At 43.2% G+C, this 25,928-nt stretch carries 24 protein-coding genes and 1 pseudogene; 5 read left to right on the forward strand and 20 right to left on the reverse strand.

The features are described 5' to 3' along the window. Positions 1-19 precede the first annotated feature (19 nt). The 3 genes from HWQ47_RS25825 to HWQ47_RS25835 all read left to right on the forward strand — a co-directional run bounded on the left by HWQ47_RS25825 (position 20) and on the right by HWQ47_RS25835 (position 2,516). Positions 20-952: an SPFH domain-containing protein gene (locus tag HWQ47_RS25825; protein WP_269968813.1), complete on the forward strand. Its 933-nt coding sequence runs from the start codon at positions 20-22 to the stop codon at positions 950-952. After that, positions 949-1,881: an SPFH domain-containing protein gene (locus HWQ47_RS25830; protein ID WP_269968814.1), complete on the forward strand. Its 933-nt coding sequence runs from the start codon at positions 949-951 to the stop codon at positions 1,879-1,881. The genes HWQ47_RS25825 and HWQ47_RS25830 overlap by 4 nt, the downstream gene beginning before the upstream one ends. Positions 1,882-2,159: 278 nt before the next feature. After that, entirely contained in the window at positions 2,160-2,516 is a 357-nt protein-coding gene (locus HWQ47_RS25835) for a RidA family protein (protein WP_269968815.1), read from the forward strand. A 104-nt stretch (positions 2,517-2,620) separates the two neighbouring features. Here the strand turns inward: HWQ47_RS25835 and HWQ47_RS25840 are convergent, their stop codons facing one another. From HWQ47_RS25840 to HWQ47_RS25890, 11 genes are all read right to left on the reverse strand, one after another. Then, on the reverse strand, positions 2,621-3,931 hold the full coding sequence (locus HWQ47_RS25840; RefSeq protein ID WP_269968816.1) for a winged helix-turn-helix domain-containing protein: 1,311 nt from the start codon (positions 3,929-3,931) through the stop codon (positions 2,621-2,623). A gap of 225 nt (positions 3,932-4,156) precedes the next feature. Next, positions 4,157-4,996 (reverse strand): ABC transporter permease, encoded by an 840-nt coding sequence (locus HWQ47_RS25845; RefSeq protein WP_269968817.1) that lies wholly within the window; start codon positions 4,994-4,996, stop codon positions 4,157-4,159. Between the two features lies 1 nt (position 4,997). Then, positions 4,998-5,969, reverse strand: coding sequence for an ABC transporter ATP-binding protein (locus HWQ47_RS25850; protein ID WP_269968818.1), 972 nt, complete (start codon positions 5,967-5,969; stop codon positions 4,998-5,000). Then, positions 5,959-7,305, reverse strand: a complete 1,347-nt coding sequence (gene nosD / locus HWQ47_RS25855; protein WP_269968819.1) for a nitrous oxide reductase family maturation protein NosD — start codon at positions 7,303-7,305, stop codon at positions 5,959-5,961. Before nosD (HWQ47_RS25855) ends, HWQ47_RS25850 begins: the two co-directional genes overlap by 11 nt. Positions 7,306-7,307: 2 nt before the next feature. After that, a complete protein-coding gene (locus HWQ47_RS25860; RefSeq protein ID WP_269968820.1) occupies positions 7,308-7,796 on the reverse strand; it encodes a nitrous oxide reductase accessory protein NosL in 489 nt (162 codons plus the stop codon). A 150-nt stretch (positions 7,797-7,946) separates the two neighbouring features. After that, on the reverse strand, positions 7,947-8,894 hold the full coding sequence (gene nrfD, locus HWQ47_RS25865) for an NrfD/PsrC family molybdoenzyme membrane anchor subunit (RefSeq protein ID WP_269968821.1): 948 nt from the start codon (positions 8,892-8,894) through the stop codon (positions 7,947-7,949). A gap of 2 nt (positions 8,895-8,896) precedes the next feature. Further along, a complete protein-coding gene (locus HWQ47_RS25870) occupies positions 8,897-9,607 on the reverse strand; it encodes a 4Fe-4S dicluster domain-containing protein (RefSeq protein WP_269968822.1) in 711 nt (236 codons plus the stop codon). 83 nt (positions 9,608-9,690) lie between these two features. Further along, positions 9,691-10,395 (reverse strand): tetratricopeptide repeat protein, encoded by a 705-nt coding sequence (locus HWQ47_RS25875; protein WP_269968823.1) that lies wholly within the window; start codon positions 10,393-10,395, stop codon positions 9,691-9,693. Between the two features lie 41 nt (positions 10,396-10,436). Further along, positions 10,437-11,228, reverse strand: a complete 792-nt coding sequence (locus HWQ47_RS25880; protein ID WP_269968824.1) for an FKBP-type peptidyl-prolyl cis-trans isomerase — start codon at positions 11,226-11,228, stop codon at positions 10,437-10,439. A 74-nt stretch (positions 11,229-11,302) separates the two neighbouring features. Beyond that, positions 11,303-11,731, reverse strand: coding sequence for a rhodanese-like domain-containing protein (locus HWQ47_RS25885; RefSeq protein WP_269968825.1), 429 nt, complete (start codon positions 11,729-11,731; stop codon positions 11,303-11,305). A 73-nt stretch (positions 11,732-11,804) separates the two neighbouring features. Next, a complete protein-coding gene (locus HWQ47_RS25890) occupies positions 11,805-13,838 on the reverse strand; it encodes a multiheme c-type cytochrome (protein WP_269971864.1) in 2,034 nt (677 codons plus the stop codon). Positions 13,839-14,498: 660 nt separating this feature from the next. Between HWQ47_RS25890 and HWQ47_RS25895 the strand changes: the two are divergent. Both HWQ47_RS25895 and HWQ47_RS25900 read left to right on the forward strand, forming a co-directional pair. After that, positions 14,499-15,160, forward strand: a pseudogene (locus HWQ47_RS25895) (transposase); the annotation flags it as partial. Between the two features lie 399 nt (positions 15,161-15,559). Continuing rightward, the gene (locus HWQ47_RS25900) at positions 15,560-17,032 is read left to right on the forward strand and encodes a DUF6923 family protein (protein ID WP_269968826.1); all 1,473 of its coding nucleotides are present in this window, start codon (positions 15,560-15,562) and stop codon (positions 17,030-17,032) included. A gap of 248 nt (positions 17,033-17,280) precedes the next feature. On the opposite strand, the gene HWQ47_RS25905 is transcribed toward HWQ47_RS25900, so the two are convergent. The 9 genes from HWQ47_RS25905 to HWQ47_RS25945 form a co-directional block, all read right to left on the reverse strand. Further along, the gene (locus tag HWQ47_RS25905; protein WP_269971865.1) at positions 17,281-18,564 is read right to left on the reverse strand and encodes a winged helix-turn-helix domain-containing protein; all 1,284 of its coding nucleotides are present in this window, start codon (positions 18,562-18,564) and stop codon (positions 17,281-17,283) included. 206 nt (positions 18,565-18,770) lie between these two features. Continuing rightward, positions 18,771-19,616: an ABC transporter permease gene (locus HWQ47_RS25910; RefSeq protein ID WP_269968827.1), complete on the reverse strand. Its 846-nt coding sequence runs from the start codon at positions 19,614-19,616 to the stop codon at positions 18,771-18,773. 16 nt (positions 19,617-19,632) lie between these two features. Next, complete coding sequence (locus HWQ47_RS25915) at positions 19,633-20,526, reverse strand: ABC transporter ATP-binding protein (protein ID WP_269968828.1); 894 nt, start codon at positions 20,524-20,526, stop codon at positions 19,633-19,635. A gap of 43 nt (positions 20,527-20,569) precedes the next feature. Then, on the reverse strand, positions 20,570-21,904 hold the full coding sequence (gene nosD / locus HWQ47_RS25920) for a nitrous oxide reductase family maturation protein NosD (RefSeq protein ID WP_269968829.1): 1,335 nt from the start codon (positions 21,902-21,904) through the stop codon (positions 20,570-20,572). 67 nt (positions 21,905-21,971) lie between these two features. Beyond that, on the reverse strand, positions 21,972-22,460 hold the full coding sequence (locus tag HWQ47_RS25925) for a nitrous oxide reductase accessory protein NosL (RefSeq protein ID WP_269968830.1): 489 nt from the start codon (positions 22,458-22,460) through the stop codon (positions 21,972-21,974). A 147-nt stretch (positions 22,461-22,607) separates the two neighbouring features. After that, the gene (gene nrfD / locus HWQ47_RS25930) at positions 22,608-23,555 is read right to left on the reverse strand and encodes an NrfD/PsrC family molybdoenzyme membrane anchor subunit (RefSeq protein ID WP_269968831.1); all 948 of its coding nucleotides are present in this window, start codon (positions 23,553-23,555) and stop codon (positions 22,608-22,610) included. A 2-nt stretch (positions 23,556-23,557) separates the two neighbouring features. Continuing rightward, positions 23,558-24,265, reverse strand: coding sequence for a 4Fe-4S dicluster domain-containing protein (locus HWQ47_RS25935; protein WP_269968832.1), 708 nt, complete (start codon positions 24,263-24,265; stop codon positions 23,558-23,560). Between the two features lie 76 nt (positions 24,266-24,341). After that, positions 24,342-25,079, reverse strand: coding sequence for a tetratricopeptide repeat protein (locus tag HWQ47_RS25940; protein WP_269968833.1), 738 nt, complete (start codon positions 25,077-25,079; stop codon positions 24,342-24,344). Between the two features lie 31 nt (positions 25,080-25,110). Continuing rightward, a complete protein-coding gene (locus HWQ47_RS25945) occupies positions 25,111-25,914 on the reverse strand; it encodes an FKBP-type peptidyl-prolyl cis-trans isomerase (RefSeq protein WP_269968834.1) in 804 nt (267 codons plus the stop codon). Between the last annotated feature and the right edge of the window lie 14 nt (positions 25,915-25,928).

A 25,928-nucleotide genomic window follows, 5' to 3' on the forward strand; every position in this document is an offset into this window, starting at 1 on the left:
ACAAATAAGGAAGGGATCTATGTTTGTGTTCACGATATTTGTGCTTTTTGTCTTTTTTATCCTCTACAAGCTGTTGTTAATTGTTCCTATGCGGGAGGTCAATGTGATCGAACGTTTGGGCAAGTTTCGAGCCGTGTTGCAACCAGGTTTTCATTTTCTCATTCCATTTTTTGACCGTGTGGCCTACAAACATGAGATCCGTGAACAGGTGTTAGATGTTCCCCCCCAGAGTTGTATCTCTAAAGATAACACGCAACTTGAAGTGGATGGGCTCGTTTATCTCAAGGTGATGGATGGTGAGCTGGCCAGCTATGGCATCGAAAACTACCGTCTTGCGGCAGTTAATCTTGCACAAACCACCATGCGTTCTGAAATAGGCAAGCTGAACTTAAGTCAGACCTTTTCCGAACGTGACAACCTAAATGAATCTATCGTGCGCGAAATAGATAAGGCATCAGACCCTTGGGGGATCAAGGTGCTACGTTATGAAATTAAAAACATAACACCATCACGCAAGGTGATACATACCTTAGAGAAGCAGATGGAAGCTGAGCGTAGCAAACGCGCCGAGATCACCTTAGCTAACGCTGAGAAAGCAGCCATGATTAATCTATCTGAAGGTGAGCGTCAGGAGGCAATCAATATCTCAGAGGGACAAAAACAGAAGCGGATTAACGAAGCTAAAGGTACCGCATTTGAAATTAGTATTGTCGCTAAGGCCAAAGCTGAAGGGATGGAGCTGGTATCGACAGCACTGGCACTCGATGGTGGCAATGAAGCGATGAATATGCAGCTTAAGGAGCAGTTTATCGGTCAAGTTGGCAAGATATTGAATGAAGCCGAAGTGTCAGTTGTTCCAGCCGAAATGGCTAAATTAGAAGGGTTTTTCGAGGGCGTGGAGCAGGTAACTCACGCTGTGAGTTCGAATTCAGTAAAAGGAGCTAAGTCATGATTGCAGGTATAGATACAGATCTTATCGTATTGGGTATCTGGGGGCTCATCTTTGCCGTCTTTGTTATTAAGCTGTTCCAATCTATCCGCTTAGTTCCTACAAAGTCTGCCTACATTGTCGAGCGTTTAGGGAAATACCACTCAACCTTAGATGCGGGTTTTCATGCCTTAATCCCCTTTGTCGACAAAGTCGCTTATATTCACGATCTTAAAGAGGAGACTATTGATGTACCACCTCAAGAGTGTTTCTCCAGTGATGAAGTGAATGTCGAAGTCGATGGGGTTATCTATATCTCAGTGATTGACCCAGTTAAGGCCAGTTATGGCATTGTTGATTATCGCTATGGCGCTATTCAACTAGCTCAAACCACCACTCGCTCAGTGATAGGTACGTTAGATCTAGACCGTACTTTCGAAGAGCGTGATGTGATCAGTGCTAAGGTTGTCGAGGTATTAGATCAAGCGGGGGCACTGTGGGGAATTCGTGTTCACCGCTATGAGATTAAAAATATTACTCCGCCTGAAACGGTAAAAAACGCCATGGAAATGCAAGTAAACGCTGAGCGTGAACGTCGTGCATTGCTAGCAAAAAGTGAAGGTGAGAAGCAGAGTAAGATTAATCGTTCTGAAGGTATAAAAGCCGAGATGATTAACATCTCTGAAGGTGAGATGCAAAAGCGCATCAACGAAGCTGAAGGTAAAGGTGAAGAGATTATCACCATAGCAAGAGCGACAGCTGAGTCTATCGAACGTATGGCCACCGTCATTGCAGCACCAGGAGGTAAAAACGTGGTACGTATGCAGCTAGGTGCACAATATCTCAAACAGTTTGACGGCCTGAGTAACAACACCTGCAAGGTTGTCTTACCGGGCAATATGATGGACTTTGAACACTGGATGGACAGTATAGGTCTGGAAGAGGAAAAATAATACTCGCTAAATTAAGTCAGCGATATTAGGGGTCAATAGCTAGGGCTATTGACCCCTAATAAATCTCGACTAGTGGCTTTCATCTAAATCACTTTACTCCTTTGTGCTCTCCCCCCTCGACTTTGCCACTGTCTTTAAGCTAAAAGCTGGCAAGATCACAAAGAGACGGTTGAGATCGTTTGCTTAGATAATTTCATCCCATGCTCCTCGATTATTACTGGCTATGCCGTTATTATCTTGCCATTGAAACTTTGGTACAACATTGATTTGGGAAAATTATGAGCCTCGAAAGACTAGAAACAGCAACTCGCATGAGCCGTATCGTTAAACACAATGGCACCATCTACTTGTGCGGCCAAGTGTGTAAGGATGCCGAACAAGGCATTACTGAACAAACGTTTAGCATGCTTGAAAAAGTGGATGCTTTATTGGCTCAGGCTGGCAGTGACAGAGAACATATCTTATCGGCCACCATCTATGTCAAAGATATGTCTTACTTCACCGAAATGAATGCAGTTTGGGATGCTTGGGTTCCTGAAGGTCACGCACCAGCCCGTGCCTGTGTTGCTGCTAAGATGGCAAGAGAAGCTTTGTTAGTTGAGATCTCAATCGTAGCGGCTGAGAAGACAGCATAAGATTACTACAAACTTCAGATCGACCAGTGGGTCCTGAACTCGTTCCAGAGCCCACTGAACTCTACGCTTCCAAATGCCCTGACTATAAATCCTATGCTCTTGCCTTATAACTCCACTTTCTCATATTTAGTCCAGACGACAATATTTCCCATTAGGGGCACAATCCAAACTGCAGTTTGTTTATCCTGATGAATACGGTAATAAAACAGCTCTTCATCACGAATATTATGCTTTCTAATTTCACGATAGAAATGCATCGCCGAAGCACTCACGACTTCAGGCTTGATCAGATCTTTCTGTAGCACCTTTACCTGAAAGACATCCACTTCGAGATTATCAATCGTCTCCCTATACTGCTTAAACTCGCCACGAATCTGATATTTGATCGGTGTGGTTAAACAATCTTCATCGGTGATACAGGTAGAAGCGTAAAACTGACCTTGATCTTCACTTTCATATACCAAGGAGATCCCTTGATCCGCACGAATTAACAGCTCATCGGCAACAGGAAAATAGATATCACCGTGGAAATGATGCTCGACAAATTCAGGCTCAGACTCCCTTTTTTGCTCTCGCTCTTCAAATGTAATATGAGCAGGAATGATGACACGATTATATCGAATACGTGTTTCCATTTTATGGCTCAATGCCGTAAATTTCTGCATATCCAAACCAGCAGGCGTCAACTCAATAGCAGTCAGATTTATCATCTTATCGGCTATGCAGTGCCCCTCTACATCAGTTGCGCAGCTGGCAAGGGAGTAATTCACCCCATCGGTAAGTGCTAAAATATCGAAGCCCTTTATACTCGGAATATAATTGGTCTCTGGCGCAATATGTTTCTGCCACATAGAGGGGTGCAGCTTATCCTCTCCTTTGGGGTAAATAAGCAGTGCACTCTCTACAGTCCCACCTAAATTTACAGGTATCTGCTTATCGGCATGCCATTTATTGGTTTCCCGCATCACGGTGTAATCATCACTCCTGAGCCAGAGTAAAACAATCAGCAGGACTAAAGCTAGAATTCCCCCGCCTTTAACCATTAGAGACATATCGTATAGCGCTGTTTTTATTGATTCAGCATCGTTCATCGCCAGCATCTTCACGTGAGATCTCACAGAGATGTGTAGCTGATATCCTCGTCTAGCAACGGTTTTTAGCTGTACCTCTGGGTATGGCTCGAGCTTTTTTCTTAGGGTACTAACACACTGAGTCAAAGAGGTTGCAGCGACCACACGATCAGGCCAACCGACCTGTAGCAACACCTCTTTATCACAGATAGCGTCAGGTGTTGTCAGTAGGTGAGAAAGAATAGCGGATTCGGAAAAAGTAAGCCCTATCGTCGTTCGATTAATACGATCGACAAGATGGTGGGCTTCACAGTCTAGCTCCAAATAAGAAGTAACTTTTAACAATTCACACCTCTGTCTCTCCCTTATGTTCCAAGTGGCATCATTTGAAAACCAAGAGAGTTAACCAATTGTTAACTCTAATAATAAAATTTGAATGCGAAAGATACTGTGATTATTAACCCAAATCAAACTTATATTTTTGTGACATTCCTGTTATTTCCACATACGTGAACTCACTCTCTTAATATTTTGCTTATTCCGCTATTTAAAAAGAGAATATAAGGTTAACTAGATGGATTTACGCTTAAACAGAAAGTTAGATACTCCAATCAAAAAACAGATCCAGACTAACATTGAGCCATATAATCCCTCTAACGCCCAGAACGTTTCGCTATACAGGGCTAAACCGTTACCTGAACCCGTTGCCATCACATTCAACGCCCGGTAAAGATCCGTTGGATTTAATGCGATCAATAGGTTAATCACAGCTTGATTCATAAAGCTGAGATCGGCCACCAGCACAGCGAGCAGCAAGAGATCATAGAACAACACAAACAGAAACCAGACAAAGAGTAAGGTTCCCACGGCTCTGGCTTTCTCGGTTGCGCATAGACTCACCATATAACCTATCAAGATAAAAACAAGTGCAAGTAGAAAGCTGCTCAAGATAAACAGCAAAAATACCCTCATGGTCTCAATAGCGCCATAGCCATCACTTAGCAGTACCAACAAAACCCCTGTACCACCAAAAGCAAGAGAGGTGCTTAATAGCATTACCGCACCGTGTCCTACTAGCTTACCTAAAATGATCTGAAATCGTGTCAAAGGATATGAGAGTAACAGTAGCAAGGTACCGGCCTCATCTTCACCCACAAAAGCATCGTAGCTGAGTAAAATGGCGGCCAGTGGAATAATGAACACGGCAATAGTCGACAAACTTGTGATTAAACTATTGAGCTCTGGTAACGCTAAAGTGCCAGTTATCGCACTGGAAGCAAAGGTAACACTCAATGAAAGCACCATAAAAATAAGAGATATAAAGCCTACCCAACGATTCCTGAGACTATCTTTGATCTCCTTAGCAGCAATGATAAATATGGGTGAATTTAGCTGACCGATAACTGACATGTTACGCATTTCTCATTTTAAAAAACTGACTAGAAAAACGAGTCAGAATTGACTCTTTCGGAGCGACACTGACACTCTGCTCAGGCCCAATACAGCTATCCATATAGTGACGATATATCTGAGCAAGACCTGGCTTGGTCACTGAAAAATCAAATTTCCCATATTGAGACGTTAGACATCGCACCACTTCTTGCTGCTGTAGTGGATCAAAATACAACGCATTATTCCTATACAGACTGGATAACATCTGCTCCTGCTGAACCACTTCCGCTAATCCCTCACACCTTAGCTCAAGCTGTAAACCACTATCTCTTTGAAGATCAGCTAAGGTCCCTATCGCTTGCCGCTCACCTTTAGCCATTATCATGGCGCTATCGATATGCTCCTCAATCAAGGAAAGTTCATGGGTACAGACAATCACAGCGCAACCGGTTTGCTTCAACTGGGCAATTTTACCGTACAGAAATTGCGAGGCGTGAGGATCTAAGCCTACCGTCGGTTCATCCAACAACAAAATGTTGGGTTCGGACAAGATAGCCTGAGCAAACCCCAAACGTTGCTTCATCCCTTTCGAATAGGTTTTTAACTGTCGGTGTTGGGCGTAACCTAACCCAAACTCCTCAATAAGAGTGTCGACTTTTGCTTTGCTAACCCCTTTAAGCGCCGCGAAATAGTTCAAAATTTCAAGACCAGTTAGCTTATCGTAAAAACTCACATTTTCAGGAAGGTAACCAAGTCGAACTGGCGATCCATTCAACGACAAGCCTTGAGCACCGCCCATCAAAGAGACCTTACCTTCAAGAGGCGTTATCAAGCCTAAAATAATTTTTATTAGGGTAGATTTTCCCGCACCATTGTGGCCAAGCAGCGCCATTATCTGTCCCTGATGCACATCAAAACTCACCCGATTTAACGCTGTAAAGTCGCCAAAATGGTGAATTACTTCACTGACATTGATCGCACTAACACCCATACACGTACCCACTCCCAGCCACCATGCCATCTTTCACTATTCTGTGACCTTGTTCATTAATAAATCCCGATATTTTACTCGAAATCAGTAACGGAAAACTGTCGACAATGCCCGTTTCTTCAACGACATCAAACTCCTTTTGCCCCCATCTCAGCAATAAAATGATCGGACTATCCATCAGAAAGCTGGCTTCAGGGTAGAGCCAAAATAGACGATCTAAATTATCGTTCGGTCGATAGGCTTTCTGGCTCACATCAGAACCCGCTCCCAGCCAAGCTTGGTTACTACTCCAGTAGTTTCCCCGTTCGTTATAGCTCCACTCCAACAGGGCTTCACCCACATATTTAACTTGAGACTGATTACCGATGAAGCGGTTCTCAAATACCCGATTGCCCTCGCCGCCCATGGCCATATAGATACCAATATCATTTTGGCCAAAGAGGTTGTTCCAGACGATATTATCCTTAGCACCGTAGATAAAGATCCCCTTCCCCTCACGTCCCAGATCCACTTGCTCACTGGGATTAATCACATGCTCAGCCTCATTGGACTCAATCAGACAAAGAGAGGTCATATTGAGCAGTATGCCAAAATCCAATGCATGACTGACTCGATTATGATGCAAGTAGATAGACTTAGAGCTCATCAGGGCGTAGCCGCCTTCAACATTGCGGCTCACATTGTTAAACGCTTCATCAGAGTGGGTATACATATAATGGATACCATATTGGAGTTCAGAAAATTGATTATCGAACACGCGGCTAAAATTGCCGGTTTCGAGGTATACCCCATCACGTACCTTGGAGATATGATTACCTGAAACTGATGGAGAGACGACATTGAGCAGATAGATACCATCTCCTCGGTCTAAGAAATACAGCTCGGCATTGCCGATAATGATATTACCAACAATAGTGAGATGACTTAAGGAGTCCGCGCTGATCCCGAAGCCATCCCCTTGAAATTGGTTGTGGTTAATGTTGGCTCTATCAGCTCCCTCAAGTAATCGAATGCCTGAATCTTTCTCGTAATGATCATTGCCCCAATTACGGATACTCAAGCCAGACACGTCAACATCGGGAGCTGTGATCGTCACGGCGCTTCCTTTACCTCCGGCATCGATAATCACTTCACTGTTGCTTTCACTGGAGATAGAGAGGGGTTTATCGACCACAAACTGGCCTCGATATATTCCAGAGGCCAAGATTAAGTGATCATAGGGTTGAGCATTACTAAGTTGGCTATTGAGTGCATCGGTATTATCAATGTAGATAACCTCTGCCTTGCTAAGACCTGAACAAAGCAGCAAGAAAACCAATACACAATCGCGGACCATGCTTACTCTCCGGCTAACAGCCCTAAAGTGATCTGTTCATATTGAAGCACTGCGCCGCCAAACTCCTCGGCAAAAGTTTGTGCGCTCTCTTTCGTTGCAAAGGAAGCCACCGCCGATCCCATCACAGCTTGTCGGCTAGTGCCGTAGACGTACCAAGCCTTAGTGGCATCAATAAAGGCGCTATCCTGTGGATTGTCCCACTTTGTGGCACCAATATCATGTACCATCAAATGGCTAATTTGTCGTTGATTCTCTGGTTGTAGCACAAAATTAAACATATCACGGGTCGAACAAAACTTAGGTTCGATTTTCGCATTCTTAAGCAGTAACGCCCCTTTAGGACCCGGATACTTAGTGATCATCATGCCGCACAAATGGCAACGATCATGTGAGCCAATCGATGGGGCCATTATTTGCTCCGGTGCACTGTTACCTTGGTTACAAGCAATTAGAGAGGGAATAAGCAACAGCAGGCAGATAAGCTTTTTCATACAAGATCCAGATTTAACCTTCTAGAAGTGAATAACTCAACACCCTATCGGCACCTTGCAGGGATCAACCGATAGAGTGTGAGTCATAATTTCAAACCATAGTTTCTATTACTTTCCTTGCAGGGACGGTGTAATAAAACCTAATCTGATCTATATACCGTTCAACTGACCAGCATAGAGAATAAACATACGCAGACACATCATGCCGGCGACAGCACAGACACCCGATAAGTAAAATGCTTTAGCTGAATGGCTAAAGGCTTTACCCGTGGCAAAGTTAAGCAATAGTGGGCCACCAAAACCAAGGCCGACTACACCAAACCAGAACACTGCAGCCCACTCTCCAGTATGGAAAGCCTCAAATGCACCTTGTGCACCTGCGTTGCCAGTCATTAACGAAGTCACAATCATGAAAATGAATAGCATTTCTGCAATCATGATTGGCCACTCAGCACCATGAAGGATCTTCATATCTTGGCTATGTAGGTCTTCTTTAAACATCGATACAGCGACCATTTTGGCTGCTGCTGCACCTGCTGAAATACCAGAGGCAATAAATAGCGCCGGCAGAACAGAGGTATTGATGATAGGAAAACGAACCAACGCCGAGATAAGGAAGCCGGTATAAGCACAAACAGCTAATGCCAATACTAATACCGTCACTTCACATGGACGACGAATGCCTTTTAGCTTCTCAATCACTGGCACTAACACTTTAAGTGCAGGGATTGAGCGGATCTCTTCTTCAAAGGCAAATAGAGCAATTACAGCCACTAACGGGATATAAACCGACAGCGCAATAACACCAATCGACATCACTGAACTTAGGTTGTAATAAACCAAAATTCGCCAGAAAAAGAGTGGGTTAGTTAAGTCTAAAACCAGACACAACATACCTAAACTGATAGTAACGAATGCGATCAATGCCGCCGCTTTGTAAAATGGCGTGTTAGTTGTCTGCTGCTTGTAGAATCGCAAAAATAACGCAGTGGCTAGCGCACCACCGGATATACCCGCAAAGAACAAGTACACAGCAATAGGCCAAGGCCAAGCAAGGCCATCAGATAGCCCCATTGTAAACTCAATATTGCCGTCCATATCTATACTCCCAGCTTAACAATAGGTATGTATCGTAAGCTCGGTTCAGTACCAAATTCGGGCTTAATACGCACCGAATCTTTCACTCGCAGCAGCTTACTGATATAGGATGTCGGATCGTTAATATCACCAAAAATCAGTGCGTCATAGCGACACTTCTGCACACAAGCAGGTAACTCGCCAATGGCAAGTTTACTGTTTAAGCAGAAATCACAGTTGTCGGCGACATCGGTTTCTTTATTAATAAAACGCGCATCGTATGGACAAGCTGCAATACAGTATTTACAACCCGCACACTTAGCTGCGTCCATAGTAACAATGCCAGTCTTCTCATCTCGGTGCGCTGCGCCTGTTGGGCAAACGGTAACACAAGGAGCGTTCTTACATTGCTGACACGAAACGCGAACAAACTTACGTTCACAACCGCACTCAGTTGTTTTACCGCAGTGTGGACAAGGCTGCCCCTCTAACCCACCAGAATGCTGTTCCATCAACAGTCTAGACTTACCTTCAGGTAAGTTGTTGGCTAGATTACAGGCTTCTTTGCACTCACCACAGCCGGTACATTTGTTCTGATCAAACACCATCGCATAATGGGGCTTGTTGGCATCTGACTCACCCTCTTTGACCGAACTACACCCTAAGGGCGCTAGTATCAAAGAGCTGGCTCCTAAGCATTTAAGGAACCTCCGCCTCTCTACATTTTCACTCACAGCATCCTCCATCTATCAGCTATCTTGCTGATCTGTTTTATTTGTTTGGCTTTCATCTCTTTAGGCCTATGCTCAGTTTTAGCCTATGAACGATTAGTTATTTTTTGCTCTGCTTTAAAAATCGCATTATTAATGGCAGCTCGATTAAACGCTTCACTGTCGCTTTGCAACAGGTGATGCCACTGGGTTATCGCCTCTTCATACTCACCACTTAAATAAGCATGGGTTGCGAGTAGTAACCGTGATTGGAACTCGAATTTATCCAGTGCTAACGCCCTTGCCAGTACCAGTTCGGTATCGAGACTCAGGATACGATCATCACGGTAATACATGGCGGTTGCTTTCATACCCAAAACACCAGCAACGTCTCCACTCAACGCGATTAGCTTATCAAGAGAGTTAATGGCGTCTGAATACAAACCACCTGCAACATAGGATTGAGCTAAATTTAATAATGCAATTTCATTGTTAGGCTGCTCGCTGACTGCTCGTGCATTCTTATTGATATCTGCGCTGATCAGATAATCAATATTTTCATCAATAACCCCTTTATCCCACTCACCAAAACGCCCTGTCTGAGCGTAAAGGCTCAAACAAAACATCAAGAAAAAAACAGACAGTGCCGCCGGTACCTTGATCTCACTTAATGAGAACGTAGCCCGTTGATGACATTCATCACCCGTCGCAGGCTCGTTAAGCAAAAGGTGAGCAGATTGGAGATGATGTCGCCAAATGAGTGCAATAAAGACACTCAAGGAGATCACAATACCGACAGCAAGACTGTTCATAACAACTCTCTAAAATGAGTTAACACGTAAGCAAATATGACTTAATGAGAATTACTCTGGCCCATCATGCCACCCATGCCCATACCGCTTAACCCCATACCATGTGAATTTTCACCAGGGGCTTCCACCTTGACTAACTCCACTTCAAAAATTAATGTTGAGCTAGGTGGAATAATACCAACTTGCTTCTCGCCATAGGCAAGTGCTGCTGGAATAGAAAATTTGTAAGTTGATCCCTCTGTCATCAATGGGATCCCCTCTTGCCAACCTTCAATCACACTCATTAATGCAAAGCGGTTTGGCTCATTACGCTCGTAGGAATCATCAAACGGTGTACCGTCGACTAAGAAGCCTTTGTAATGCACGGTAACCACATCTTGTGCGTTTGGTTTACGGCCTTCACCTTCTGACACTATTTCATACTGCAGACCTGATGCAGTCTCGTTAACACCGTTTTTTTTCTTGTTTTCAGCAAGATATGTATTACCCGCTATCACGTTGGCGAGTGTCATCTTAGCTTCAGCAATCTCTCTGGCAGTATTAAGCTGCTTGGCACGCTGATTAAGGAAAGTTAGCACCTCTTCGTCTGAAAACTGTGAGTTATTCTTAAGTGCATCAACCACACCTTGGATCACTAGCTCTACATCAACCTCAGCCCCAAGCTCAGTCTGGCTATAGATCTGACCAGAGATATACTTACCTAGCGATGCACCAATACTGTATGACTCTTTCTGAATATCTGTGGTGATCTCAGTGCTTGCCATTGAATTGGCAGAAATGAACAGCGTTAAACTTGTCACGACGGCTAAGGTATTTCTGGTAAAATTTTTCATTAATGTATTCTCTGAGTTATTGCTTAAATGTTTAATCTTTATACTTTTAATTTTTTTATAGATAAATTTATTGCTTATGGCTTTTCAGTGACACGATTGGCTAGACGCCATCCATAGATCCCATCGGGCATCTGCCTAACGCCCGTATAACCTAATTTCAACGCCTCATGAGCAGCGATTTCGCTGGCATTACAAAGGCGGTTGGCACAATAAAACACCATCACAGCATCTTTATTGACTGGCAGTAACTTTTTCCAGTCTTTCACATTGAAATAAATAGCACCTGGAATGTAGCCTTCAGCCCAAAGTTCTAGCGTATTCACATCGAAAAAATACACGCCTTTCTTACCGACTAAGGTCTGAGCCTCCATCATGCTGATGGTATTAAGTTGATGCTCGTAACGATGGGCCGGGCCCATCTCTGATCCACCACCAGCAAGACACATTGCCGAACTGGCGATTAAGCTGAGGGAAACTAGGATTTGACCAAGTGCTTTTTTCATAATCTTTCTCTCTATTGCCTCGACACCTTTTACAGCACAAACCAGTGTCGAGGCGAGTTAACAGTTACGCGGCTTACTTAGCTGCGTAACCTGTTCCATCTAGAATATTTTGCGCTTGCGTAACATACGTTAGTGCAGCATCTAGACGCTTCTGGCTATAACGGAAGCCGTGAACCCCCCAAGAACCATCTTTCTTAATCAGATCAACAGTCTCTTTTGCTTTCTCAGCTAGCATTAGCACTTGAGTTTTGTCTTCAGTAGACAACTTAGTCACTTCTAATAGCTGATCAATGCGTACAAGAGCCTGCTCAACTTTTGTAAAGACTTCCTTCACAGGCGTTTGCATCTTCATGACTTCACCATAGATCTCTAACTGGTCTTCATAATGTAAGCCTTTCTCAAGCTCAGACTGGAACTGGCTGTGACAACCTTTATTGTCTACCGCGTCTTTATCAGAGATAGAGGTACGAGCACATGACCACATCAAATCAAGGTATGAGCGACCTTCTTCGTTCTTAGCAACTGTCCAACCTTTACCATTAGCATTAGGGCCTTGTGTACGAGGCTCACCTTCTGGTGGGTTCAAGGTCTTCATCGTTGGGTCGACTTGAATCTTCCACATGTGTGAACGACGTACCGCATCAAAACCAGCTTGGTCAGGGAACTGCAGTGCCTTGAAGTTTTCACAGCTACCCATGTTAGGCATGTGACAGCTCTGACAAGTTTGCTTATTGTGGGTATCAGAGTTTTCAGCAATCAAAGTCTGTGCTTCGTGGCAATCTTTACAATCTTTCTTCATCTTTGGTGTAGTGAAACCAGACATCCATGTACCATCAGTCACTTCGTGTGGATCATGACAGGTAGTACAACGCATACCTTTCTCATAGTGCTCAGAGTTATACATCTGAGAACCTTCAGTACCACATGATGGACATAGAGACTTCATCTTCACGCCAAACGCATACTCACGCTTCTCAAGTGCTTGAGGCGTATCAGCAAGTGTTGGGTCGTACTGGAAGCGTTGGTGACAACGTTCACAGTTAGACTGCATACCGCCAGTACCGCCATCTAAGTGACCACCCGCGCCATGACACTCTTCACAAGCGATACCACGAGAAATCGTGTGCTCTTGAAGCTTCTTAGGATCACCTAATGCATCGAAGAACTCTTGCTTGTTTTGGAAGTCAAACTTGAATGTATGACACACTTCACAGTAAGAACTTGCTGGTTGGAACAGCATCTCTTTTTCGTACTTTGCACCGTAAGAGCTCATACCTTGTTGGTGAGAACCTGAACCACCAAAGCCTTCAAGGGTAATTGGAAAATCAGGGATAACATCATTAATTTTCTTAGACATCTCAGGGGTTAGCCACTCAGCCCAACCACGAGAGAACTGGTTTGCACCGGCAACCATTTTACCTGTGCCATCTCTTAATAAACCATCTCTAATGTGGTAAGTACCGCGCACCAACCAGGCATCAATGAAACCGTATTTAGTACGAGGTGTACCAACAGTTGCATAGATCATGTCAGGCGTAATACCGTCAGGTAAGATTGAGGTATCTTTGGTGTTGTACATGGTTTTTTCAATATCGTTATCCACTTCTGGGTGTTCACCAGGGAAACGAATTGTTCTAGCGTGACGCGAACGTTGCCACTTCTCATATTGAGTCGCGTGACACTCAGCACACTTTTCAGGGCCAACGAAGTTGTTTGGATAATCAAGAATTGATTTAGCACCTAAACGATACTGTACCGCACGAGGTGCGCCAACAATCTTACTATATTCAGGGCTTTTTCCTGTATCTAAATATTCTTCTCCACGGTCACTAATGTGGTAATCACCCACTAAGTTACCTGATTGTTGATATTTAAAAAGAGGATGATTTTGAAATAAATAATCAAATAACTCATCTTCCTGGACAATATAATCTTGCAGTGTTTTAACACCATTGACCTGTTGTGTTCCTTGGTAATTAGCCATCGCCTCTGTGGCGGTTTTCCCCTGTTGAGGGATACTATCGTATTTTCCAGCAGCGTTCGCATTGGCAATGGCACCAAAACAAAACAGCACACTTAATGCTACCTTGTGTTTCCACCGTTTCATCATTCACTCCTACTTATCATTATTTTATTTTTTCATTGTTTTTGGCATGTTTTATAAACATACTTTTTAAATACTAATCATTCACCGATTGAACTAAACAACTGAGCAAGGGCTATTTTCCATATAAAAAACAGTAAAAACCTGCGCAACTGCACACTTGAAAATTAATTAGAATCCATCAGATCTCAAAATACTTAATCTACTTAAAAAACAACAAGTTGAATTATTTCACAGAGAGTTTTTTAGATATAAAAACGGAATTTTCACTTCCTTTAATGTACAAAAAATTTGGAAAAACAGCCGTTAGAGCGACTCACTACCTAGGCTCAATGAAGCACAAAGTAAGGCGGCATATAGGTTTGCTCTTATAACCATAAAGAGGTGGTTCAATTACTGTTCATCAAGATGGCATTTGCTGTTCTTGGTGGTTATGGATCAGTTGTAGGATGCTCTATAGGAAGTTATAGAAAGTTGTAAGCAGATTCATGTAGGGAAATGTCTGCTTGGAACGGCTTGAATGGTCTTATTAGAAAGCTATTTTCAGACACTAAGCAGTGAGTTGTCTGAGCTTTAAATCACCATTATGAGGGACTCAATGGCTGAGAGAGTTTGCTCGTTCTGCGAGGGTGATGTTTATCTGAGGAGTGGTGCTCTGATGCTCAAAAGTTTGCCAAAGGTGAAGTGATAGAGAGTGTTGAAGTTAATAATCTAAAGCATTCTATTGCACAATACCGCAGCCGTCTCAGTGATATAAGCTGGTTTATGCGAGCCCTAAAGAACCCATTGCTCGCATGGCAAATAAAGAGGATAAGTGCACAGGTCGCTTTTGGGAAGGGCGTTTTAAAAGCCAAGCATTATTAGATGAAGCAGCAGTGCTGGCCTGTATGGCTTACGTAGACCTCAACCCTATTCGAGCAAAGGTGGCGAAGACGCCAGAGAACTCAGACTATACCAGTCTTCAGTTGCGCGTCAGCGCTGCCGTCAATGGAAAACAGCCGACAAAGTTACTCCCTTTTATTGGTGATGAGCACTTAAATCAATCTAAGGGAATAAACTTCTCACTGAAAGACTACCTTGAATTAGTAGATGAAACAGGCAGGATTATTCGAAATGACAAGCGAGGAGCCATATCTGCCAATGCCAAAAGGATTCTTGCTAGATTAAACATTCCTAGTGCTAATTGGATAAAAATTACTGCTGACTTTGGTAAAATTTTCCATGGTCCTGTTGGCACATTGCAAGAGTTGACGAGTTACTGCGACCATTTAGAAAAGCGACGACGACATTTCTCTCAAAACTGCCAGTATTTTCAAACTGACTAAGAGTTTTACCCGCTCCTTCTGTTAAAACAAGCTCACCACTAATAGAGTCAGAACCTACTATCTGTATTCCGTGATTATGGCCCCAAAATCCCACTTCCTACACTCTATTAGCTTCTAATCACCCATAAAGCTGTTCGGCAAGTCTTATCAGCAAGTAGAACATTGATAACCAGCAAGAGACTCGGCATGTTTTGATTAATAATGGGTGGCTCTCTTTATTTCTTTATTGTTCCTATTTATCTCAGCGCGCTGCCTGTCCATATATTTTGATAATGGGTAGTCAGATTAACATTTAACAACAAACAGTTACATTACGCACACTAATGCGCTACACTCCTGCAGCGTTGCAGCACCGCAACCCAACAACTTGTTAAACCAATAAAAAATTAGAGAATACAAATGGAAATTGTTTCAAGAAAAAAACTATGGACAACTATAAGCTCAATTATCCTATTAACCGCTTGTGGCGCTAATTCAGGCCAAACACCAGAGTTACATAAATCTTCTAGCTTAGAACAAGGTAAACCTGAAATTCAGTCACAAAGAAAACCATTCTCCTGTGATGGTTACGCCTATTTAATTCAAGGAGATTTGGCTGGACTCAACCGCTTTAACCCTATAACGAGTGAATTTAGTGAACGGTGGAGTGATCAGCATACAGGCGAAATCAATGCGATAGGATTTAGACCTAAAGATGGTTTCCTTTATGGTTGGGACACCGATACATCACAGCTCGTGCGGATCAGCAATGAAACAACTGCACAGACATCAGTTGAAATTCTTAATGATGTCCCACCTATCCCTGCATCACAGAATTTTATTACTGGGGACGTGTTTAAAGACCATATATATCTGTTCAGTAATACATATGTCTATAAACACTCACTCTCTAATTTGAAAGAAGACTGGGAAAAAATAGAACTAACACTTGATAACAGTGTTGGCTCTAGTTGGTTCCCGTCAGATGTGGCCTTTATGCCAAATCAGGGTTCTGTTGCATACGGTGTAAAAACCGACAAGCTAATTAAATTTGATCTTGTCAGTCGTCAAATATCTCAGATAGCCACTCTCGGTTTCAGCGGTGGATTTGGAGGTGCATACGCAGACGACAGCGAGTTTCTTTACGTAAGTGACAATGATACAGGCAAAATGTATAAGATAAATGTCAATACTCCAAGTGACTGGGAGGAAGTTGGTGATTCCGGTGTCTCAACCAGAGTAAATGATGGTGCTCACTGTGTGGAAGCTCCTGTTGGAAGTTTCCGTATTACCTATAAAAACGTTACGGACAGCGCCGATGTCTTTTCACAAATTGAAGAACAAAGTGGTAATTTGACTAGCGTTGGAGACATGATCCCCTCTGGCTTTAGCAATTATTTCAATGAGAACTCACCAGAGATGGTGAATTTAGAAGTCAGCCCTGGTATGACCAAGAAAATAGCTTACAAAATGGACGGAGAGACAGTCGAGTGTGGTGACTTCAAAATGAGTGGGCCAATGATATTCCGTTTAAAAAACTCTCAAAAAATCGGACAAACTGTCTGTACTAAACTTGAGGATATGACCTCTATTCATCTATCTAATAATGCATCACTTCCTGTTTACCCTGCTTTCGATGTAGGTTATGGCTATGCTGCTGACTCGATGTTTGGCTGGCTTAACAGTGGAATGACAAAAGTATATTATCCTGACGACGGTTTTATGAATACAGGCGCTATCAATATACATGAAAATGATACTATCAATGGATTTGCAGCCTTAGTAAATGGAACTGAATTAGTAGAATGCGCAACAAATTTAGTTTTCAATCAGGCATACTACTTCCACCTTGAAAAAAAAGATAATGTTACTGTCTGTGTTAGTGACCATTAATTATTTAGGTATAAGAGTTTATCTCGAATAAATAATTGACTTATTTCAGACTGTAAGTGCAGATTTCGACAAAACAACCACTCAGGGTAACATTAAACAGCCGATTAATGTTACCCTCTTACGCTGAGTTTGTTGTGAAATTCAATTGATTTGTATGCAAAAATAGTCTGTGCTTTAATTAAGGAGCAAGGCCACTGAATCATCCAGCTCAGCTCGATATGAGCTCCAAAATACTCTTACCAAAGAGATTAAATATCAAACCTCTCATAATGATACCAAGCCGTGACTTGTCCAAACAGTGGGATAATCCATACTGCAGTCTTATGATCTTGGTGAACTCGGATGAAATATAGCTCTTCGTCCTTAATATCACGTTTTCTCAAATCACGGTAAAAACGCACTGCTGAGTCATTCAACTTATCTGGTTTGATCAAGTCTTTCTGCTCTACCTGAACCTGAAAGATATCCGCTTTTAAACCATCAATCATGCCTGAATACTGCTTAAACTTACCGCGAATCTTGTACTTAATTGGGGTGGTTATACAGTCTTGGTCAGTAATACAGGTCGAAGAGTAAAACTTCCCTGTATCGTCAGAGTCGTAGATCAGAGACATATTGATATCAGCACGGATTAACAGCTCTCCTTTAACAGGAAAATATACATCGGCTTGGTAGTTATGCTCAAGCAAGGCGCCCGCTGTATCTGTACTTTCAGGCAACATCACCCGGTTATAGCGGATGCGCTGCTCCATGGCACTCGATAGCTCAACAAACTCCGGTAGGTTCAGCTCCGCAGATTCTGAGTCAACCGAGGTTAAATTTATTAACCCTTTACCCGCACACTGCTCCTTATCAGCACCAGGACATAATGCCATGGAGTAATTTGTACCATCGGTCGCAGCAAAGGCATTAAAATCGTCATGGCAAGTTAAGAAACTGGTATCCGGTAGCAGGTGTTTCTCCCACATAAACGGGTGCAGATGCGGCGCATCATTTTTATAGAGTAGTTGTGCATTGCCCTTTAACCCACCGACCTGCAGTTCAAATTGATCATCAGCACTCCAGCGAGCCAAATTCTGCTTTACCTTATGATAATCACTGAAATACCAAGCAAGTAAAATAAGCAGCAGGGCTAGAACAATGCCTGATATCTTGACTAATAAAGAAGCATCAACAAGCGCGGCGCGCATAGACTCGGTGTCATTCACCGTCAACAGTTTCACATGAGATTGAGTCGAAATATGCAACTGATAGCCACGACGTGCAATGGTTTTCAATTGCACCTCACGGTAAGGATCAAGCTTTTTACGCAAGGTACTAATGCATTGAGTTAACGAAGTAACAGCGACGACACGATCGGGCCATCCCGCACTAAGCAACTCCTCTTTGGAGCAAACTGGGTTTGATGAGAGCAGAAGACGGTGTAGCACAGCTGACTCAGAAAAAGTCAAAATAACCTTCTTATTACTCACATGATCAACTAACTGATTAGCTTCAGTATCTAATTCCAAATAAGGAGTGATTTTTAACACCATTAACCTCTACTACTTATTGTCTGCAATTGATATTTAATCGACAGATTCTACAGCTAAGCATTTAAGAAGAATGTGATTATCGGCTCAAAACGGCCGCGACTGTGCGGTCAATAATCGCCAGTGTTCACAAATTTAGAATTTAATAATATTACCCATTTAGTAGTGGAGAGTCCCTTCCTCTTGGCATCTTTATTTTGACAAGATTAAAGCGGCTTTCGCTTAAAAGTACGATGGGAAATAAATGTCAAAGAGACAATCCACAGTAGAAACAGGGCATACATTGCCGATAAGCCCCAATCTGTAGTCGCTATCATCGCCAAGCCACCACTGGCACCTTCCCCCTCAATGGCGACTAAATTAATCGCACGATAGAGATCCGTTGGGCTCAAGGCGATCAAAATATTAATCAAATATTGATTGGCAAAAGAGAAGTCTGACACAAGTAAAGTCAAGAGTAGCAAGTCGTAGATCAGCACAAACAGAAACCATAGCAGCAGTAAACAGCCAATCGCCTTGGCTTTTTCAGTGCACTTTAAACTCACAATGTAACTCAACAGGATAAAGGTTAGTGCCAACAAATTACTGCTGAGTAAAAACTGAGCAAACGCCGCCACTAATTCGGCACTATGATATTGCTCTCCAACCAATAACAGCAGTGCGGCAGTGAAACCAAATGCAAAGCCAGTGGCGACTAACATCACAGTAATGTGACCAAGTAACTTGCCGAAAATAATCTGCGAGCGTGTCAGCGGATAGGACAGGAGTAACAACAAGGTGCCCGCCTCCTCCTCACCGACAAAACTATCGTAACAAAGTAATATCGCAGCCAGCGGGATGATAAATACTGAGATAGTCGATAGACTGCTCATTAAACTATTGAGCTCTGGTAGGTATAAACTGCCAGTAACTGCACTGCCAGCAAAGCTGACACTCAAAGACAACAGTAAAAACATACTCCCCATAAAGGCTAGCCAGCGATTTCGAGAGCTGTCACAAATCTCTTTATAGGCAATAATCAGAATCGGGGATCTTGGTCTATTCATATTCATTCTAAGACTGCTCTAGTTAAGAGTGTAAGTCTTGCTCCATTAAATCGTGGTAAATATCTTCGAGTCTTGGCTCTTTGATCTCAAAATCAAATATTTGACATTGAGACACTAAGTGCTGAACCAACGCCGACTTTTGATCGCCGCGAATGTGCAACAAACCATCTCGATAAAACTGCTGCAGATAAGCATTGCTCTTAACACTTTCGGTAAGCTCATTAAACTTGATAGTGGTTTTTAGTGAACTGGCACAGCTAAGCTCACAACAGGAGCCTAACGCGAGACGCTTGCCCTTAGACATTATCAAAGCGCAATCGAGGTGGGCCTCAACCAAAGACAGCTCATGGGTTGAGATCACTACAGCGCAACCCGCTCTTTTTAGTTGATTAATCTTGCTATAGAGAAACTGTGATGCCTGGGGATCCAAGCCAACCGTCGGCTCATCGAGTAACAAAATTTTAGGTTCAGATAGAATGGCCTGTGCCACCCCAAGCCGTTGCTTCATCCCTTTTGAGTAGGTTTTTAACTGCCGATGCTGAGCATACTCGAGGCCAAACTCATCAATCAGTGACTCTACACGACGTCGGCTCACACCCTTTAATGCGGCAAAATAACTTAAGACTTCATAGCCTGTCAGCTTGTCATAGAAACTCGCATCTTCAGGTAGATAACCTAGACGCACACTGTTGCGTGCCTGACTGTCCAGTGCACTCTGGCCCAAAATAGTCACCGAGCCCGATGTTGGCGTGATCAAACCTAAGATGATCTTAATCAGGCTAGATTTACCTGCACCGTTATGGCCTAATAGTGTCATGATTTGGCCCGATCCGACCGCAAAACTGACGCTATCCAGCGCGGTAAAATCGTTATATTGAAGGCTAACATCGGTTAGCGCTATTATTGGTCCTGACATGAGGTTCTCAATTTTACTGCCATTTTATGCGTGATAATAACCATCACATCAATACCTTGTTGGCATGATTTTCATCGTTAATGCTTAGCACGGGGAAGCTATCGACGATGCCTGTTGGCGGGCCGATGTCAAACTGGCCTTGTACCCAACGCAACAACATAATCACAGGACTGTTCATTAAAAAACGCGCCTCTGGATAGAGCCAAAAAAGCTTATCTAGGCTGTCATTTGGTCGATATGCCTTATCGGCGATACCATCATGATCATGGTCCCAGCCCATATAACCACTCCAGTAGTTGCCCCGCCCCTGATGACTCCACTCTAAAAGCACGTCGCCGACGTACTTCACCTGGGTCTTGTTATTGACAAACTGATTACCGTATACCTTATTCTTCTCACCGCCCATGGCCATATAGATACCAATATCACTGCTGGAAAACAGATTATGGATAATTTCATTATCCCGGGCACCGTAAATAAATATCCCTTTGCCCTCATTGCCCTGCTCTGCCGTCCCTTGGGGATTATGCGCCAGTGACACCCGGTTATTACTGATAATTGAATGCTTGCTAATGTTAAGCAACACACCAAAATCAACGGCATTAGAGACTTGATTGTGATGCAGATTAATAAACTCAGAGCTCATCAAGGCGTAACCGCCGTCAACGTTATCAACCTGGTTGCCGTAGGCTTCATCATGCTTGGTATACATGTAATGAATGCCATACTGCTGGGAGTGAAAACGGTTATCGAACACTAGGCTATTGGTACTGGTTTCAAGATAAATCCCGTCTCTCACATCTGAGATCTGGTTGTCATGTATGATAGATACATCGACACCTTTAAGGTAAACCCCGTCGCCCCTATCGAGCTTATACAGCCTAGAATTGCCAGAGATAAGGTTATTGGCAACGGTAATGTGACTGGTATTTTCTGCGTAAATGCCAAAGCCGTCACCTTGAAGATGACTCGATTCAATGCGTATACGCTGAGCTTGCTCTTTTATTAATATGCCAGCGTTAAGCTCGTATAGATCACTACCCCAGTTCTGGATCTGTAGCTTTGAGATAGTCACATCAGCGCTAAAAACGCTAAGGGCACTGTCTTTGCCCTCGGCGTCAATAACCGCACCTTTCTTACCCGTTAAGGTGATTGGCTGATGGATCTCAAATTGACCCAAGTACTCACCAGGCTCCAGTAGAATGGTGTCACCCGCAGCCACAGTCTGCAGTCGTTGCTTTAGCATTGCTGCACTTGACACAGAGTAACTCGCAGCGATACAGCCTGGGCTAAACACTAAAATCAACCAAGTACTCAGGCAAACGTGCCTTGCTGTTTTAAATCGAGTGAATACGTGGTTTGAGGTGAAATTCATCATAAATATATTCATTCAGTGGCAAGTTATCATTTACCTAAACAGCTCGTTAAATAGTGCTTAAAGTCAGTTATTCGCCAGCAAGTAGCTTGATATCAATCTGTTCAAAAGGCAGCACTGCCCCGCCAAACTCTTTAGCAAATTTAACGGCATCGGCTTGATTCTTAAAGCTGGCTACTGCAGACCCCATCGCGACCTTTTTAATAGAACCAATGACATACCAAGCCGTAGTGGCATCGATGAAGGCATCATCTGTTGGTGTATCCCAGCCTGTCGCACCAGCATCATGGACAAACAGGGCTTCAATTTGACGCTTGTTTTCAGTTTGCAGGGCAAAGTTAAACATGTCGCGAGTCGAGCAAAATTTAGGAACAACCGATTGCCCCTTAAGGTGAACTTGGCCTTTAGGGCCTGGGTATTTGGTGATCATCATGCCGCACAGATGGCAACGGTCATGTTCATGAATCACCTCTGCCGTGTATTGTGCTGTGTCCACGCTGCGCTCGCTGCATGCACTTAACAGAGGTAATAGGAATAGCAAACAGATTAACTTTTTCATTATGTCTCCAAATATCAACATGCTTTCAGACTAGCCCTTTAATAGCCTTGCAGGGGCGGTGTTTAAAGGGCTAGCTTACTCACACTAGTCAAACCAATCGATATCCTTGTTAAGCAGGGAAACTAACAAGCTATCGAAATCCTTCGACTAGATGGCATTTAACTGGCCTGCGTAAATGATGAATAAACGCAAGCACATCATGCCGACTACCGCACACGCACCAGACAAGAAAAACGCTTTAGCCGAATGACTAAAGGCTTTACCTGTGGCGAAATTAAGCAAGAGTGGACCCACAAAGCCCATACCCACAACACCTAACCAGAACACATACGCCCATGTACCACTATGGAAAGCGGCAAATGCACTCTGTGCACCCGCATTACCCGTTGCTAATGACATGATAATCATGAATAGGAACAGGGCTTCGGCTGCCATTACAGGCCACTCAAGGCTATGTAATGTGTGCATGTCTTTGCTGTGTAGATCTTCTTTAAATACTGATACCGCGAGCATTTTCGCAGCAGCGGCACCGGCAGAAAGACCTGACGCAACAAACAATGCAGGCAGTACTGAGGTATTGATGATGGGAAAGCGGATCAAAGCTGAGATCAAGAAGCCGGTGTAAGCACACACTGACATAGCAAGTACCAGTACTAGCTTTTCAGATGGCGTACGAATAACTCGTAACTTGTCGATGATAGGCAACAAGAAATGCAGTGGCTTACATGCCTTGATCTCTTCCTCGAACGCGAACAGTGTCACCAACGCGACCAAAGGAATGTATGCATTTAGGACAAGAACACCCACTGACATCACAGAGTTTAGGTTGTAGAACACCAAAATTCGCCAGAAGAACAGCGGGTTAGTCAAGTCTATAACCAAACACAACATACCCAGTGCAATCGTGACTAACGACACCAAAGACGCCGCCTTTAAAAATGGCGTATTTTCAGTTTGTTTTTTATAGAAACGAATGAACAGGGCAACCGACAGTGCGCCGCCAGATATACCAGCAAAGAACAGGTAAACCGCGATTGGCCAAGGCCAAGCGATGCCTTGTGAAAGGCCCATTGTAAATTCAATACTACCGTCCATGACTATACTCCCAGCTTCACAATTGGTATGTAGCGCAAGCTAGGCTCTGTACCGAAACCAGGCTTAATTCTTACCGAGTCCTTCACAGCTAATAACTTACTCACATATGAAGTTGGATCGTTTGCATCACCAAAGATCAGCGCGTCATAACGGCACTGCTGCACACAAGCTGGTAACTCGCCGATGGCAAGTTTGCTGTGTAGGCAGAAGTCACAGTTATCGGCAACGTCAGTTTCTTTATTGATGAAACGTGCGTCGTATGGGCAAGCACCGATACAGTACTTACAGCCTGCACATTTCGCCGCATCCATGGTCACAATGCCGGTCTTCTCATCGCGATGGGCTGCGCCTGTTGGGCACACTGTTACGCAAGGAGCATTCTTACATTGCTGACATGAAACACGGACAAACTTACGCTGACAACCACAGTCATTTGTTTTACCGCAGTGTGGACAAGGTTGACCTTCAACTGCGCTTGATTGCTCTTCCATAAGTAGTCGAGACTTACCTACAGGTAAGTGGTTAGCCTTATTACAGGCTTCCTTACACTCACCACAACCGACACATTTGTTCTGGTCGAAAACCATCACATAGTGCGTCTTGTTGATATCTTCCTTTTCTTTGACCGAACTACACCCAAGCGGTGCCAATATCAAAGAGCTGGCTCCAAGACATTTAAGGAACCTCCGTCTCTCTAGATTTTCACTCACAGCATCCTCCGATTATCGGTTTTAAACCGACTCGTTATTTTTTAATTTGATATTTCTACTAGTAGTTAATTAGATTCTAATTAGTCACTACGGGATCACCCTTAGTTAATTTCAACTTAGCTTTTTCGATTGCGAATTGAATTGCATCACGATTAAACACCTGCAGCTTATTGGTTAAAATAATATTCCAGTTATTAATCGCCTTTTGATAGTCACCCTTTAGGTAAGCATCATTGGCGATTAATAATCGGGTATTGAATTCTTCATGATGCAGAGTTAGCGCCCTCGCAATCACTAAAGAAGTGTCCATGTTAATAACGCGAGTATCACGGTAGTACATGGACGTGGCTTTTAACCCTAAGGCTTCACTGTTTTCTTTGTTAATCGTCAGCAAATTATCTAAGGTTCCTAGCGCGTCACTGTAGAGGCCACCGTCGATATACGATTGGGCTAGACCTAATAGAACCTGTGGATCATCAGGGTGTTCTGATGCGAGTTTCTGACCTTTGTTAATATCAGCAACCAACAGGTAATCAATATTGTAATCAACTTTGGCTGAGTCCAAGTTTTGATAACTGCCGATAGTCACATAAAGTAAAACAGAAACACTAATAAAAAATAGACCGATAAATCCGAAGTAATAATTATTACTTGAATTAACATGGTTAGATTTAATATTTATATTAGAGCCAAAAAAGTGCCCAACATCTTTTTCGACGCATTGGATCTTGGTGCCATATTTCAAATGATGACAAAAAAGACATGCTAGCGAACAAAATAAGATAATTGAGATACTAATAAGTAATGTGTTCATCTTGGCTCTATATCAATAATTAATATCAAATTTATTTATGTGGATTGGCGCCTGTCATGCCGCCCATCATGCCACCCATACCCATGCCACTGAGACCCATGCCGTGAGATCCCTCACCAGGTGCTTCAACCTTGACCAACTCAACTTCAAATACCAAAGTAGAATGAGGCTGAATCATGCCAACAACACGGTCACCGTATGCAAGTGCAGGTGGGATCGTTAACTTAAACTTTGACCCTTGAGGCATTAAAGCAAGGGCTTCTTGCCAGCCTTCAATAACGGTAACTAAAGAGAAACGGTTTGGTTCGTCACGCTCATAAGTGCTGTCAAACTCAGTGCCATCAATCAAGGTACCTTTGTAGTGAACGGTAACAACATCGTTGCCTTGCGGCGTTGTGCCATCACCTAAGGTGATCACTTCATACTGCAAACCTGAATCAGTCTGTTTAACATCACTGTTTTTACGGTTTTCAGCCATAAAAGCTTCACCTGCTGCTACATTTTTAGCAGTAAGTGCATCTAGTTTGACTTGCTTAGCCGCATTCAGCGTTTCAGCACGTTGGTTAAGGTAGGTCACGATCTCCTCTTTAGACATTTTAGTTTCGTCTTGTAACGCATCGAGTAAACCGTTTACAACCTGTCCCATATCGACTTCTGCACCGAGTTGAGTTTGACCATATACCTGACTAGAGATATGGTGGCCAAATGACGCACCTATACTGTACGACTCCTTTTCAACGTCAGTGGTGAGGTCGCTATTGGCAAAACAGGACACAGATACTGACATGGTTAGACAAGACACAACGGCCAATACACTTCTTTTAAGCTTTTTCATAAAATAAATCTCAC

It is taken from the genome of Shewanella sp. MTB7, assembly GCF_027571385.1.
GTDB lineage: Bacteria > Pseudomonadota > Gammaproteobacteria > Enterobacterales > Shewanellaceae > Shewanella.